Raw genomic sequence first — 13,917 nt, forward strand, 5'->3', positions numbered from 1 at the left:
TGAATCTCAAGGAGTTTTCCGTTTCGACTGCGCCGGAAGTGGGGCGAATTATAGACCTCTGGAATCTGCCGTCAACCGTTAATTTCGCTTTTCTTGCAGATTCTGCTTTTTACCCAGCAAACGCGGGATTCGCCTCGTCACCGGCGGTAGACGAAGCAACAAAAGCACGCCACCTATAAAGGCATAAATCGTCCACTCCTCCAGATCGGCTCGCACAATCCACAGCATATGCAGCAACCCCAGTCCCAGGATCACGTACACCAGCCGATGCAGCTTCTTCCAGCGAGTACCCAAACGACGCTGACTATAACGATTGGACGTTAACGCCAATATCAGCAATCCGAGGAAGCCCAGCGCACCGACAATAATGTACGGCCGCTTGCGCAGCTCAACGCCCAACTGTGACCAGTCGAACCCGAGGATAAACGCCATATAGCTGAACAGATGCAGCGTCACATAAGCAAAACACCAAAGCCCTAACTGCCGGCGCACTGCAATCCATCCCGCCCAGCCGCTCAGCTTTTGCAACGGCGTCATGCTCAGCGTAATCAAGAGCAACACCAGCGTGCCAAGCCCGAGACGATCAACCAGCACCTTGCCAGGATCAGGCCCGAGCAGATCGGCGAACGCTTGATAGAACCACAGCAATGGCCAGACCGCCGCAGCAATGAAAACGCCCACTCGCCAGAACGGATAACGCATCAGTAGTTCTTCCGCAGATCGAGCCCTGTATATAAAGAAGCGACTTCATCCGAGTAGCCGTTGAACATCTGCGTATCGCGCACATTCGGTTTGAACAGGCTGTTCGGCAAGCGCCGCTCGCGGGCCTGGGTCCAGCGCGGATGATCAACCGTCGGATTCACATTCGCATAGAAGCCATACTCATCGGCAGCAATGCTTTGCCAGGTGGTCTTCGGCTGCTCGCTGACCAGACTGATGCGCACAATGGATTTCACGCTTTTAAAGCCGTACTTCCACGGCACCACCAGACGCAGAGGCGCGCCGTTCTGGTTCGGCAGTTCGCGGCCATACATGCCCACCGCGAGGATCGCCAAAGGATTCATCGCCTCATCGAGACGCAGGCCTTCGACATACGGCCAGTCGATCAAGGCAAAACCGGAACGCTGGCCGGGCATGCTCTTGGGATCCTGCAGGGTTTCGAAGCGGATGTACTTGGCCTTGGAAGTCGGCTCGACCTGTTTGAGCAAGGCCGAGATGGGAAAGCCGATCCAGGGAATGACCATCGACCACGCCTCGACGCAGCGCAGTCGATAGATACGTTCCTCCAGTTGATACGGTTTCATGAAGTCTTCCAGCGCATAACGCCCCGGTTTACCCACCTCCCCGTCTATCACCACGCTCCAGGGTTCGGTTTTCAGGTCGCCAGCATTCGAAGCCGGATCGCCCTTGCCGGTACCGAACTCATAGAAGTTGTTGTAGTGCGTGGCGTCTTTATAAGGCGTGATTGCCTCGTCCTTGACGTTGACCGCACCCCATTGAGTAGAAGGAAGCTTTTCGGCAAACCAGGCCGGAGCCTTGCCGGATTCGACATCAGAGTAGCGAGGGGCATCAGTTGCACTGGCCCAGCGCGGCAGGCTGCTCACGGCAATACCGGCAGCAGTGGCGCCGAGCAACTGGCGGCGGGAGAGATAAATGGCTTCAGGCGTGACATCCGACTCATGGCAGTCGGATGCTTTGGGGATCTTGATCAACATGACAACTCCGCAGCTTTGGAGGACAGGTGCACCCATAGACTGCGGAGTATGCGGGAAATTACATCACTCGGCGTTTTTGTGACGACGAAGACGCAACAGATACTGCACCGGACCGGACGCCGCGTAAGCGAGGAATACCAGCAGCAGAATGCGCGGCGGATCACTGAACACGACAGCGAATACCAACACTACCGCGAGGATCGCCACGAACGGCACGCGACCTTTCAGATCCAACTCCTTGAAGCTGTTGTACTTGATATTGCTGACCATCAGCATGCCGGCCGCCGCCACCATCAGCGCCACGAGGAACGACATCTTCGAACCCTGGATGCCGTAATCGCTGAACGCCCAGACGATACCGGCCACCACACCTGCCGCCGCCGGGCTGGCCAGACCGATGAAGTAACGTTTGTCCGCCGTGCCGACCTGGGTGTTGAAACGCGCCAGACGCAACGCCGCACCCGCGACATAAATGAAGGCGACCATCCAGCCGACCTTGCCCATGTCGCCCAATGCCCAACCGAAGGCCAACAACGCCGGCGCGACACCGAACGCGACCATGTCCGACAGCGAGTCGTACTCGGCGCCGAAGGCACTTTGCGTATTGGTCATGCGCGCCACGCGACCATCGAGGCCGTCGAGCACCATCGCGACGAAGATCGCGATCGCGGCGAAGGCGAAGTACTTGCTCGCATTCACCGAGTCGCCGGCGCTCAATGCGGCCTGGGCGCTCATCGAGTTGATGATGGAATAAAAGCCTGCGAACAGGTTGGCAGTGGTGAACAGGTTCGGCAGCAGATAGATACCACGATGCCGGACTTTACGACCTTCAGCGTCGTGCCCTTCTTCGATATGTTCATCGATGGGCAGCAGGCTTTCGGCGTCGGAAGCCTTGTTCGGCTCTTCGGGACGTTCGCTCATGGACATTACCTTGCAACGGTTTGGAAAAAATTCGACAGAGGCTTGAGGACGACAGTTCGGCCACAAACGATGCAGCTTTATACCAGAAGCACCGGCCCAAACGAAAAAACGCGGCCGAGGCCGCGTTTTTCGTTCAAGGGACGACGACTCAGTTCTTGGCTTTGTCGACGATCTTGTTGGCACCGATCCACGGCATCATGGAGCGCAGTTGCTCGCCGATGATTTCGATACCGTGAGCGGCGTTGTTACGACGCTTGGCGGTCATCGAAGGGTAGCCGGTTGCGCCTTCGCTGATGAACATTTTGGCGTATTCGCCGTCCTGAATACGTTTCAGGGCGTTGCGCATGGCCTGACGGGATTCGGCGTTGATCACTTCCGGGCCAGTCACGTACTCGCCGTACTCGGCGTTGTTGGAGATCGAGTAGTTCATGTTGGCGATACCGCCTTCGTACATGAGGTCAACGATCAGCTTCAGTTCGTGCAGGCACTCGAAGTAGGCCATTTCCGGCGCGTAGCCAGCTTCAACCAGAGTTTCGAAACCGGCTTTTACCAGTTCAACGGTACCGCCGCACAGAACGGCTTGTTCGCCGAACAGGTCGGTTTCGGTCTCGTCCTTGAAGGTGGTTTCGATGATGCCGGTACGACCGCCACCGACGCCAGCAGCGTAGGACAGTGCAACGTTCTTGGCGTTGCCCGAAGCGTCCTGGTAGATCGCGATCAGGTCAGGGATACCGCCGCCTTTGACGAACTCGGAACGTACGGTGTGGCCCGGGGCTTTCGGCGCGATCATGATCACGTCGAGGTCGGCACGCGGAACAACCTGGTTGTAGTGAATCGCGAAGCCGTGGGAGAAGGCCAGAGTGGCGCCTTTCTTGATGTTCGGCTCGATTTCGTTCTTGTACAGCGAGGACTGGAACTCGTCCGGGGTCAGGATCATGACCAGGTCGGCAGCGGCAACAGCGGAAGCAACGTCGGTCACTTTCAGGCCGTGAGCTTCGGCTTTGGCAACGGTGGCCGAACCTTTACGCAGACCGACGGTAACGTCGACACCGGAGTCTTTCAGGTTGCACGCTTGAGCGTGGCCCTGGGAGCCGTAACCGATGATGGCAACTTTCTTGCCCTGGATGATCGACAGGTCGCAGTCTTTATCGTAGAAAACTTTCATGAATTTCCCCTTATATCCGGCCGTTCAGGCCATGCGCTAATTTGGTTTAGATGCTGAGTACTTTGTCGCCGCGAGCAATACCGGTCACGCCGCTGCGGACGGTTTCCAGAATCGATGCGGTGCCGATGGACTGAATGAAGCTGTCGAGCTTGTCGCTGGTACCGGTCAACTGAACGGTATACACGCTGGCGCTGACGTCGACGATCTGCCCACGGTAGATATCGGTGGTGCGTTTGATCTCGGCGCGCTGGGCGCCAGTGGCCTTGACCTTGACCAGCATCAGTTCACGCTCGATGTGAGCGCTTTCCGACAGGTCCACCAGCTTGACCACTTCGATCAGCTTGTTCAGGTTTTTGGTGATCTGCTCGATCACTTCGTCGTGGCCCACGGTGGTCAGCGTCAGACGCGACAGGGTCGGGTCTTCGGTCGGGGCCACGGTCAGGCTTTCGATGTTGTAGTTGCGCTGCGAGAACAGGCCGACTACGCGAGACAGAGCGCCGGGTTCGTTTTCCAGAAGCAGGGAAATAATGTGCCGCATGATTAAGTACGCTCCGTCTTGCTCAGCCACATATCGCGCATGGAGCCGTCTTTGATCTGCATCGGGTAGACGTGCTCGCTGGTGTCGACCGCAACATCGATGATCACCAGGCGATCCTTCATGGCAAACGCTTCGGCCATCTTCGACTTCAAATCTTTCGATTCGGTGATGCGTACGCCAACGTGGCCGTAGGCTTCAGCCAGCTTGATGAAGTCGGGCAGCGATTCCATGTAGGAGTGCGAGTGACGGCTGCCGTAGCTCATGTCCTGCCACTGGCGAACCATGCCCAGCACACCGTTGTTGAGGATGACGATCTTCACCGGCAAGCCGTATTGCAGGCAGGTCGACAGCTCCTGGATGTTCATCTGGATACTGCCTTCGCCGGTGACGCAGGCAACGTCGTCGTCCGGGAAGCTCAGTTTGATGCCCATCGCGGCTGGCAGACCGAAGCCCATCGTGCCCAGGCCACCGGAGTTGATCCAGCGGTTCGGCTTGTTGAACGTATAGTACTGCGCGGCAAACATCTGGTGCTGACCCACGTCGGAGGTCACAAAGGCGTCGCCCTTGGTCACTTCGCAGAGGGTTTCGATCACGGTCTGCGGCTTGATCTGGCTGCCGTCGCCCTTTTCATAAGGGAACAGGCCGCGATCACCGCGCCATTCATCCACCTGCTTCCACCAGCTGGCTACGGACTCCTTGTTCGGGGTCTCGCCGATTTCCTTGAGAATCGCGACCATTTCGGTCAGGACGCTCTCGACCGGACCCACGATCGGCACGTCGGCCTTGATGGTCTTGGAAATCGACGCCGGGTCGATGTCGATATGGATGATCTTGGCGTTCGGGCAGAATTTCGCCGGGCCGTTGATCACGCGATCGTCGAAGCGTGCGCCCACTGCGAGGATCACGTCGGCATGGTGCATCGCCAGGTTGGCGGTGTAGCTGCCGTGCATACCCAGCATGCCGATGAACTGACGGTCAGTGCCAGGGAATGCGCCCAGACCCATCAAGGTGTTGGTCACCGGCAGGTTGAGCATTTTTGCCAGTTCGGTCAGTTGCGCGGAGCCATTGCCGAGAATCACGCCGCCGCCGGAGTACAGCACCGGGCGCTTGGCCGCCAACAACATTTCGGCTGCTTTGCGGATCTGCCCGGAGTGACCGCGAACGGCCGGACTGTAGGAGCGCAGCTTGGCTTTTTTCGGAAAAACGTATTCGAACTTTTCGGCCGGGTTGGTCATGTCTTTCGGGATGTCGACCACGACCGGGCCCGGACGACCGGATTGCGCCAGGTAGAAGGCCTTCTTCATGACTTCCGGGATTTCCGAAGCGTGCTTGATCATGAAGCTGTGCTTCACGATCGGCCGGGAGATACCGATCATGTCGGTTTCCTGGAACGCGTCGGTGCCGACCATGGTGCTTGGCACCTGACCGGAAATGATCACCATCGGAATCGAGTCCATATAGGCGGTGGCGATACCGGTGATGGCGTTTGTGGCGCCTGGACCGGAAGTCACCAATACCACGCCGGCTTTACCGGTGGCACGGGCGTAGCCGTCAGCCATATGGGTCGCCGCTTGCTCGTGACGAACCAGGATGTGGGTCACTTCCGGTTCTTTGAACAGGGCATCGTAAACATGCAGGAGAGCACCACCCGGGTACCCGTAGATATATTTGACGCCTTCGTCACGCAAAAAGCGGACGAGCATCTCACCGCCAGATAAAAGCTCCACGTTGTTCACCTCTAAAACGCCAGAATACCGTCCACAAAAAAGGGGCGGGTCTTAATAGGTTTACTTCTCGGCAGAGCATGAGCGACGGTGGTCGCCGACTACGTCAGCACTGACTGAGCAAGTATTGGGATCGTCCCAAGTGTTGCGGGCCTTTCCCACCCAGCGCGAGGTAACGCGTTGCGGGTGTAACAGGTCGGCGCGGATGTGCGCCTCATGATCTACCGAGTGGGTCTGCTTCTGGCAGTCCCTCTACAGCGGACTTTGGATTCTTCTGTTTCGCCCTCTGCAAGTCAAGTCGTCTGTGGGGTTAATTGTGGGTAAGCACATGAGAACGCAAGAAAAAACCTGAAAAGCGCTACTCTGTTAGCGTCAATTGCGCATTTTTGCCAAGGAATCAGCATGCGAACGCTCCTCCTCACTCTACTGATCGGCCTCAGCCCATGGTGCTCGGCCGCTCAAATCTACAAATGGGTCGATGCCCAAGGTGTCACGCATTTCGATGCACAGCCGCCGCAGGGCCAACCGTCCACGACCCTGCAGACGCCCTCCTCGCCCACTCCGAAAGCGGCGCCGATGCCGGGCGGCGGCGTACTTGGCGATCAGAAAGCCATTGATGCCAAGGTGAAGAAACAGGTCGTCGAGCAGCAGGCGCAGCTCAAGGCGTTTTGCGAGCAGGCGCGCACAAACCTGGCGCAACTGCAGAACAATCCGCGTTTGCGTGAGGAGGTCGAGGGGGATGTGCGCAGGCTCGACGATACACAGCGTCAGGAACGCATCGTCGAAGCGCAGAAGCAGATTGCCGAGAACTGCTCGTAGGCACGCTGCCGGATCTGTGTGAGAGCTGTTTAGGAGCTGACGAGTGCAACGAGGCTGCGACTTTTGATCTTGCTCTTCAACAGCAAAATCAAAAGATCGCAGCCTTCGGCAGCTCCTACACAACCGCGTTCAGCGGGATGCAGTGATCAGCAGGTCGAACTCTTTGAGCAATACCTGCAACTGACGATCCTTGCCACCGAGATTGCGCTGGGCAAAGACCATCTCTGCCATTTCCTGAATGCCCGAGGCGTTCGGCAAGGGCAGATCCTGTTCGAGGATCATCTTCATGCGCGGCAGGAAGATCCATTGCAGCCATTGCTCGAAGTCCAGCGTGTCGACCGAAAACGGCTCAACACTGCTTAGCGCTTCGGCGGACGGCTCAACCTCATCCCACCAGCCCTGAGTGCGCAGCTCGCGTTCGATCAACAACAGCTGATCGGCGATTTTCGGGAAGCGCACATCCATCACAGGGAAACCTTGGCCTTCTGACGGGCCAGTGCGGCGCCGGCGGAATCGCCTTGTTTCTCACGGGACTGAGCGATGATTTCCCACAGGCTGGCTTGCAGGTCCGGACGACCGTTGGCCATGGTCAGCGCACGACGGGCAAATTGCTCGGCTTGCGGCGCATCGCCCTGGGCCATGCGCACCTGCGCCAGACGGTAAAGCACTTGTGGCTCACGGGGGGCGACACGTTGCGCCCGCTCCAGGCTGGAAGAGGCACCGTTGAGGTCGCCGCCGGCCTGCTGCTGTTGCGCGGTGGTCAGCAAGGCGAGTACCGGGCCGTCCAGTTGCTCATCCGCCGACAGGCCACCGCCACTGCTGGCCGAAGGAATGCCACTCGGCGTCGATGGCATGCTGTAGCTGCCGGAGTTGATCGGTGCCGACTCAACCGACGATGGGTTGTAAGGCCCCGACGTGATGCCGCCGGATGCCGGGCCCGGAACGATTGGCGAAGAGCTGATCGGTGTCGACACCGCCGCACCGCCGCCCGGCACCATCACCACTACGCCGGTATCGCCTTGCGGAATCGCCGGAGTCTGGCCCTGCGCCGGGCGCTTGACCGTGGTCTGGCGGAAACCGCCATTGGCGCCGATGCGTTCGCTGTTGGACACGGCCGTGCCCGAATCCACCACGGGAATCGAACCACGCTGTACGGTGGAGCAGCCGCTGAGCAAAGCCACGGCGGTCACCGCTGGAATCAACCACTTGTTCACTTGAAACCCTCTTTGCTTAATTCATCCAGCCCTTGACCCAGTCCATCACCGATTCCGGCGAGGCAGGTGTTTCGCTTGCACACGCGGCGCCGGGTGGCGGTTCGCTGCCGCGAATATACGGCATCTGTACCGCGCCGGGGCAGTTGGCATCCGAACCCTGGCCGGTGCGCGAATCGACCCAGGCCTGCACGACGTTGTCCGGCTGCGGCATATCCAGCGGCAGCGGATCGGCCTTGCGCATGAAACTGGTCCAGACCTGCAGCGCACCGGTGGCGCCGGTGAACGGCGTCTTGCCGTTGTCGTCGCGGCCGAGCCAGACCACCGCCAGCAGATCCTGACTGAAACCGGCAAACCAGCTGTCGCGCGAATCGTTACTGGTACCGGTCTTGCCCGCCAGTGTCAGGGTCTTGGGCAGCACGTTATAAACCGAACTGCCGGTACCTTCACGCATCACCCGCTGCATGGCGTTCTGGATCAGGTAGATCGAGGCCGGGTCGAAACGCTGTTCGATCTGGAACGGATAGCGCTTGAGCGGCTCGCCCTCGGCGGTCAATACGCTGCGAATGCCGCGCATCGGCGTATTGAAGCCGCCGTTGGCCAGCGTCTGGTACATGGTCGCCACTTCGATCGGCGTCATGCCGCCAGCGCCCAGCAGCATCGACGGGAACGCCGGGAATTCGCGGGTAACGCCCAGGCGCCCCACGGTCTTGAGCACATTCGGCACACCGACTTCCAGGCCCAGACGCGAGGTCGACAGGTTGTAGGAATGCGCCAGGCCCTGATAGAGGAACACCGTACCGTGGGAGCGGCGATCGTAGTTCTGCGGCTTCCACACCTGACCGTTGGCGCCCTTGACCGACAGCGGATCGTCCGACAGCCAACTGGTCAGCGTGTACTGGCTCGGCTTCTCGAGCGCGGTCAGGTACACCGCCGGTTTGATCAAAGAACCAATCGGGCGCACCGCATCCAGGGCACGGTTGAACCCGGCGTAGCTGGCCTGACGACTGCCAATCATCGCCTGGACTTCGCCGGTTTCCGGGTTGGTCACGACCATCGCCGCTTCGACGTCATCCGAGCCCTTGCGCCCGGCCAGACGCTTGAACGTGTCGTTGACCGAGGCTTCGGCTTTCATCTGCAGAATCGGGTCGAAACTGGTGAAGATGCGCAGGCCTTCTTCGGTCAAGTCTTCGTCGCGGTAATCTTCGCGCAACTGACGTTTGACCAGGTCGATAAAGCCCGGGAACGAGCTGTCGGCGAGCTTGCCGCGAGTCGTCACACCGAGCGGCATTTTCTTCGCTGCTTCGACCTGTTCGGCGGTGGCCACGCCTTGCTGCTCAAGCACATCGAGCACCAGGTTGCGCCGCTCCAGCGCGCGCTCGGGGTTGCGGCGCGGGTTGTAGTAGGACGGCCCCTTGACCATACCGACCAGCATCGCCACCTGATGCAGTTTCAGTTCGGACAATGGCTGGCCGAAGAAGAACTGGCTGGCCAGACCGAAACCGTGCACCGCACGCTGACCGTCCTGGCCGACAAAGACTTCGTTGAGGTAGGCCTCAAGGATTTCCTTCTTGTCGTAATGCAGTTCGAGCAGCAACGCCATCATCGCTTCGGTGAGCTTGCGGGTCAGGCTGCGTTCGCTGGTCAGGTAGAAATTCTTTACCAACTGCTGGGTCAGCGTACTGCCGCCCTGGGTCATCTTGCCACCGGAGGTGTTGATCCACACGGCGCGGGCGATCGATTTCGGCGACACGCCCCAGTGGCTGTAGAAGTCGCGGTCTTCCACGGCGATCAGGGTTTCGAGCAGGTACGGCGGCACCTGATCGAGCTTGATCAGGATGCGGTCTTCGAGATTTTTCGGGTAAATGCCGCCGATCATCAGCGGCTCGAGGCGCACCACCGATAGTTTCGAGCCGTTGGTCGCGGAGAGTTCGGCGACGTAATCGCCGGAGAAGCGCACACGCACTGGCTGCGGTTTTTCCAGGCCTTCATAGAACTGGAAGCCACGGGTGTTCAGGTCAACCGTATTGCCGCTGACGGCGGCGGCGCCCGGGCCGTTGCTCACGGCTTCGCGACGATAGCCGAGGGCATCGAGTTCGGTGAGGAAATCGTCCTTGCTGAGCTTCTGTCCGACGAACAGCTCGAGCGGGCGCGCGTACACCTTGGCCGGAATGGTCCAGCGCTTGCCGGAGAACTTCTCCTGCACCACGGCATCGAGGTAAACGGCGAAGCCGGCCAGCACTACAAGGCCGACCAGGCTGAGTTTAATGGCCCAGCTCAACCATGGGCTGAGGCCCTTGGCTGGTGGTTTTTTCTTGGTACGGGGGGATCGGGATCGAGTCATGGCGGCGGATTATACGCACTTTATCGATCGTCAACAGGCACGCGCGGAGGTTTGCGTCAGGCGGGCAAGCAGCCATAATGGCCGCCTCGAATTCCCCCGTCTCTGAAGGATCGCCCGTGAGCCAGTCCCTGATCGCTGCCCTGCAAAACCCGGCCCTCTACCCGCATCCCGTCGAAGGGTTTCAGGTCATCGAAACCCATATCTCGTGGGTGATTCTCACCGGCCCCTTTGCCTATAAAGTGAAGAAGCCGGTGAATTTCGGCTTCCTCGACTTCACCAGCCTCGACGCACGTGCGCATTTCTGCGCTGAAGAGCTGCGTCTGAACCAGCGTCTGACCGCTGATTTGTATCTGGACGTGTTGCCAATCACCGGCAGCGTCGAGGCACCGCAATTGGGCGGCGACGGCCCGGCTATCGAATACGTGCTGAAAATGCGCCAGTTCCCCCAGAGCGGCTTGCTCAGCACGCTGCAAGCCAATGGCGAGCTGACCACTCAGCACATCGATGCGCTGGCCGAGCAGATCGCGCATTTCCATATCAATGCACCGAAAGTCCCGGCCGAACACGACGCCGGCACGCCGGACAGCGTGATGGCGCCGGTCGCGCAAAACTTCGAGCAGATCCTGCCGTTCCTCAGCGACAAAAACGACCTGCTGCAACTCGATGCCCTGAAAGCCTGGGCCGAAAGCAGCTTCGAACGCCTCAAACCGTTGTTCGCCGAGCGCAAGGCCCAAGGCTTCACCCGCGAGTGCCACGGCGACATCCACTTGGGCAACGCTACGGTCATCGACGGCAACGTGGTGATCTTCGACTGCATCGAGTTCAACGAGCCGTTCCGCTTCACTGACGTCTGGGCCGACACCGGCTTCCTCGCCATGGACCTGGAAGACCGTGGCCTGAAGTCACTGGCACGTCGGCTGATCAGCCAATATCTGGAACTGACCGGCGACTATCAGGGCCTGGAAGTGCTGAACTTCTATAAAGCCTACCGCGCGCTGGTGCGGGCCAAGGTGGCATTGTTCAGCATGCCGGCCGACGCGACTGCGGTACAGCGCGCCACCACCCTGCGCCAGTACCGCAACTACGCCAACCTGGCGGAAAGCTACAGCACCATTCCTTCGCGCTTCATGGCCATTACCCACGGTGTTTCCGCAGTCGGCAAGAGCCATGTGGCCATGCGCCTGGTCGAAGCGCTGGGCGCGATTCGCCTGCGTTCCGATGTCGAGCGCAAGCGCCTGTTTGGCGAGCAGACCGTTGCCAACGATGTGCAGGCCGGCATTTACAGCGCCGATGCCAGCACCGCGACCTACGCGCGCCTACATGAAATCGCCGAGGTGATTTTGCACGCCGGCTTCCCGGTGGTGATCGACGCGACCTATCTCAAACGCGAGCAGCGCGACAACGCGGCGAAGATTGCCGAAGCCACCGGCACGCCGTTTTTGATTCTCGACTGCAACGCCCCGCAAGCCGTGATCGGGAGCTGGCTGGCGATGCGTCAGGCCGACCAGAAGGATCCGTCCGACGCCACCCTCGCCGTGATCGAAGCGCAACAGGCCAATCGCGAAGCGTTGACGCCGGAAGAAATCCTCCGTAGCAAACGCGTGCAGACCAATGAATCCGGCACGCTGGACACCGTGGTCGCGCAGATCCGTCAGCGCCTGCCGGGTCTGTAAAAAACTATTTCGGCCGTGAAGCCCTCGCTCGCTTCACGGCCGGCAAATAGTGGCACTATACTGGCGTCATAAAACCAACAGGTGATCTGACATGAGCCAGCCAAAACTGCTCGACACTCCGCTTTACGCCCTGCTGCACAAAGATGACATCGCAGGCTTCAACAAGGAACGCCCACAGGATGGCCCGATCGACATGGTCGGCGGCGATTTCCGTGGTCTCGATCTGCGTGAACTGAATGCCGATAACGTGGATTTCCGCGATGCGTACTTCCGCTCCGCCGATCTGCGCGGCATCGACTTCCGCAAGGCATCGCTCGAAGGCGCCAGCCTGGCCCATGCGCAGATTTCCGGGGCGTACTTTCCGCCGGAGCTGAGTGCTGACGAGATTCTGATGTCGATGAATTTCGGCACGCGGCTGCGCTATCGCACCCGCTGAAACCTGGAGATCTTCCTGACACCACGCCTTTCCCCTGTGGGAGCGAGCCTGCTCGCGAAGGCGTAGTGTCAGTGGGTATCGATTGTGTCTGATACGCCCTCTTCGCGAGCAGGCTCGCTCCCACATTGTTAACCGCCTAACTCGCTTCCTTCTGCGTTCGCAGGCCTTTTACCCCCTTTCTTAGAAGCTTTTGCGTCGAATCCGACCAAACAATCACGCTTTTCCTACTGATGGCTACACTGCTGAGAAGCTCGCCCACGCACCATTCGGCCGTCGCAAGGAGGCTTGATGAATGATGAACTGCAACACCTGAAAAATCTTGGCAAGACATCGGCGCAATGGCTGCATGCCGTGGGCATCCACAGCGCCTCGGACTTGCGTCGCCTCGGTGCGGTGGATGCCTACCGGGCCGTGCGTACTCGGGGGTTTCGCGCATCGAAGGTGTTGTTGTATGCGATCGAGGGGGCGTTGATGGACGTGCATTGGAACGACATCCCCGCCGAGCGCAAGGATGCTTTGAACAAACAGCTCGAGGCCATTTCCGCGCGTCACAAGAACTGAACAGGCGCTGACGCCATGTATTTACTGGGGGAACAATCGGCCCACGCCGACGCATTGATCAATCGCTTGCAGAATCTTCCCGGGCAATGGCTGCAGGATTTGTCGCCATGCGCGCCGGTCATCGAGCTGGAGGCAACGGACGATCTGTTTGCACGGGTGCCGAGCGATCAGTTGTTTCTGCTGACCGAGGGCGTGGTGCATGGCTGCATTGCAGGCCGAGCGCTGTTCTATTGGCAGGAAGGTGATCTGCTCGGTCTGCAACGCGGCGAGCAATGGAGCGACTGCCGCTTGTGCAGCGACGGATCTTTGCGCCTGCTACCGTACCGGCGCGCTGAGGTTTTGCAGCATTTGTATGCCGATCCTGATCGATCGGAGCAGTTGCTGAGCTATCTGCTCGGGCAAATGGCGCTGCTCGCCCATGCCGTGGCCGAGTTGAAACCCCGGGAGTTTCGCAGCACCAACGGCTTCAAACGCGTTGAGGCGGGCGCCGTGCTGATTCAACAGGGCGATGCAGCGGATCATGTCTTCGTGATTATCGACGGGCACGCCGAGGCATTTGTGGACGGGTACAAGGTCGGTGACGTGGCCAAGGACGAGATTTTCGGCGCCATGGCGTTGTTTACCGGCGAGCCGCGCAACGCTTCGGTGGTGACGTCCGAGCCGAGCACGTTGATGTTGATTCCCGGTGATCAATTTTTGAGCATGACCCGCAGCAATCCGAAGATCGCCCATAGCCTGATTGAGGGCATGGCTCGACGCATCGGCCAGTTGAATCGGCAGATTACGCATTTGACGACGCATCGTATCTAG

Annotated in this window: 14 protein-coding genes; 5 read left to right on the forward strand and 9 right to left on the reverse strand. The window is 59.5% G+C overall.

Annotated features, from left to right (window positions below; translation table 11 throughout):
* Positions 1-78: 78 nt before the first annotated feature.
* From msrQ to PS14A_RS21040, 6 genes are all read right to left on the reverse strand, one after another.
* Complete coding sequence (gene msrQ / locus PS14A_RS21015; RefSeq protein ID WP_137215579.1) at positions 79-702, reverse strand: protein-methionine-sulfoxide reductase heme-binding subunit MsrQ; 624 nt, start codon at positions 700-702, stop codon at positions 79-81.
* Positions 702-1,715, reverse strand: a complete 1,014-nt coding sequence (gene msrP / locus PS14A_RS21020; RefSeq protein WP_212617143.1) for a protein-methionine-sulfoxide reductase catalytic subunit MsrP — start codon at positions 1,713-1,715, stop codon at positions 702-704. The genes msrQ and msrP overlap by 1 nt, the downstream gene beginning before the upstream one ends.
* A gap of 63 nt (positions 1,716-1,778) precedes the next feature.
* Positions 1,779-2,636, reverse strand: a complete 858-nt coding sequence (gene pssA, locus PS14A_RS21025) for a CDP-diacylglycerol--serine O-phosphatidyltransferase (RefSeq protein ID WP_016773182.1) — start codon at positions 2,634-2,636, stop codon at positions 1,779-1,781.
* A 148-nt stretch (positions 2,637-2,784) separates the two neighbouring features.
* Positions 2,785-3,801, reverse strand: a complete 1,017-nt coding sequence (gene ilvC / locus PS14A_RS21030) for a ketol-acid reductoisomerase (protein WP_003228216.1) — start codon at positions 3,799-3,801, stop codon at positions 2,785-2,787.
* A gap of 46 nt (positions 3,802-3,847) precedes the next feature.
* The gene (gene ilvN / locus PS14A_RS21035; protein ID WP_003176102.1) at positions 3,848-4,339 is read right to left on the reverse strand and encodes an acetolactate synthase small subunit; all 492 of its coding nucleotides are present in this window, start codon (positions 4,337-4,339) and stop codon (positions 3,848-3,850) included.
* 2 nt (positions 4,340-4,341) lie between these two features.
* The gene (locus PS14A_RS21040; protein WP_065616944.1) at positions 4,342-6,066 is read right to left on the reverse strand and encodes an acetolactate synthase 3 large subunit; all 1,725 of its coding nucleotides are present in this window, start codon (positions 6,064-6,066) and stop codon (positions 4,342-4,344) included.
* A gap of 399 nt (positions 6,067-6,465) precedes the next feature.
* Between PS14A_RS21040 and PS14A_RS21045 the strand changes: the two genes are divergently transcribed.
* A complete protein-coding gene (locus PS14A_RS21045) occupies positions 6,466-6,882 on the forward strand; it encodes a DUF4124 domain-containing protein (protein WP_212617144.1) in 417 nt (138 codons plus the stop codon).
* A 129-nt stretch (positions 6,883-7,011) separates the two neighbouring features.
* On the opposite strand, the gene PS14A_RS21050 is transcribed toward PS14A_RS21045, so the two are convergent.
* The 3 genes from PS14A_RS21050 to mrcB are packed head-to-tail and all read right to left on the reverse strand — an operon-like array spanning position 7,012 to position 10,437.
* Positions 7,012-7,347: a YqcC family protein gene (locus PS14A_RS21050; protein ID WP_016773180.1), complete on the reverse strand. Its 336-nt coding sequence runs from the start codon at positions 7,345-7,347 to the stop codon at positions 7,012-7,014.
* The gene (locus tag PS14A_RS21055; protein WP_212617145.1) at positions 7,347-8,096 is read right to left on the reverse strand and encodes a hypothetical protein; all 750 of its coding nucleotides are present in this window, start codon (positions 8,094-8,096) and stop codon (positions 7,347-7,349) included. The genes PS14A_RS21050 and PS14A_RS21055 overlap by 1 nt, the downstream gene beginning before the upstream one ends.
* 16 nt (positions 8,097-8,112) lie before the next feature.
* Positions 8,113-10,437, reverse strand: coding sequence for a penicillin-binding protein 1B (gene mrcB / locus PS14A_RS21060; RefSeq protein ID WP_130900979.1), 2,325 nt, complete (start codon positions 10,435-10,437; stop codon positions 8,113-8,115).
* Positions 10,438-10,553: 116 nt separating this feature from the next.
* Between mrcB and PS14A_RS21065 the strand changes: the two genes are divergently transcribed.
* From PS14A_RS21065 to PS14A_RS21080, 4 genes are all read left to right on the forward strand, one after another.
* On the forward strand, positions 10,554-12,110 hold the full coding sequence (locus tag PS14A_RS21065) for a bifunctional aminoglycoside phosphotransferase/ATP-binding protein (protein WP_212617146.1): 1,557 nt from the start codon (positions 10,554-10,556) through the stop codon (positions 12,108-12,110).
* A gap of 91 nt (positions 12,111-12,201) precedes the next feature.
* On the forward strand, positions 12,202-12,546 hold the full coding sequence (locus PS14A_RS21070) for a pentapeptide repeat-containing protein (protein WP_137215585.1): 345 nt from the start codon (positions 12,202-12,204) through the stop codon (positions 12,544-12,546).
* Positions 12,547-12,834: 288 nt separating this feature from the next.
* Positions 12,835-13,107: a TfoX/Sxy family protein gene (locus tag PS14A_RS21075; RefSeq protein ID WP_016773175.1), complete on the forward strand. Its 273-nt coding sequence runs from the start codon at positions 12,835-12,837 to the stop codon at positions 13,105-13,107.
* Between the two features lie 15 nt (positions 13,108-13,122).
* Positions 13,123-13,917, forward strand: coding sequence for a Crp/Fnr family transcriptional regulator (locus PS14A_RS21080; protein ID WP_212617147.1), 795 nt, complete (start codon positions 13,123-13,125; stop codon positions 13,915-13,917).

It is taken from the genome of Pseudomonas sp. 14A, from assembly GCF_018132745.1.
GTDB lineage: Bacteria > Pseudomonadota > Gammaproteobacteria > Pseudomonadales > Pseudomonadaceae > Aquipseudomonas > Aquipseudomonas mercuritolerans.

Bases quoted from the DNA above. Each gene is read 5' to 3' on its own strand.
- msrQ (WP_137215579.1), bottom strand. From the start codon at position 702: ATGCGTTATCCGTTCTGGCGAGTGGGCGTTTTCATTGCTGCGGCGGTC.
- msrP (WP_212617143.1), bottom strand. From the start codon at position 1,715: ATGTTGATCAAGATCCCCAAAGCATCCGACTGCCATGAGTCGGATGTC.
- pssA (WP_016773182.1), bottom strand. From the start codon at position 2,636: ATGAGCGAACGTCCCGAAGAGCCGAACAAGGCTTCCGACGCCGAAAGC.
- ilvC (WP_003228216.1), bottom strand. From the start codon at position 3,801: ATGAAAGTTTTCTACGATAAAGACTGCGACCTGTCGATCATCCAGGGC.
- ilvN (WP_003176102.1), bottom strand. From the start codon at position 4,339: ATGCGGCACATTATTTCCCTGCTTCTGGAAAACGAACCCGGCGCTCTG.
- PS14A_RS21045 (WP_212617144.1), top strand. From the start codon at position 6,466: ATGCGAACGCTCCTCCTCACTCTACTGATCGGCCTCAGCCCATGGTGC.
- PS14A_RS21050 (WP_016773180.1), bottom strand. From the start codon at position 7,347: ATGGATGTGCGCTTCCCGAAAATCGCCGATCAGCTGTTGTTGATCGAA.
- mrcB (WP_130900979.1), bottom strand. From the start codon at position 10,437: ATGACTCGATCCCGATCCCCCCGTACCAAGAAAAAACCACCAGCCAAG.
- PS14A_RS21070 (WP_137215585.1), top strand. From the start codon at position 12,202: ATGAGCCAGCCAAAACTGCTCGACACTCCGCTTTACGCCCTGCTGCAC.
- PS14A_RS21075 (WP_016773175.1), top strand. From the start codon at position 12,835: ATGAATGATGAACTGCAACACCTGAAAAATCTTGGCAAGACATCGGCG.
- PS14A_RS21080 (WP_212617147.1), top strand. From the start codon at position 13,123: ATGTATTTACTGGGGGAACAATCGGCCCACGCCGACGCATTGATCAAT.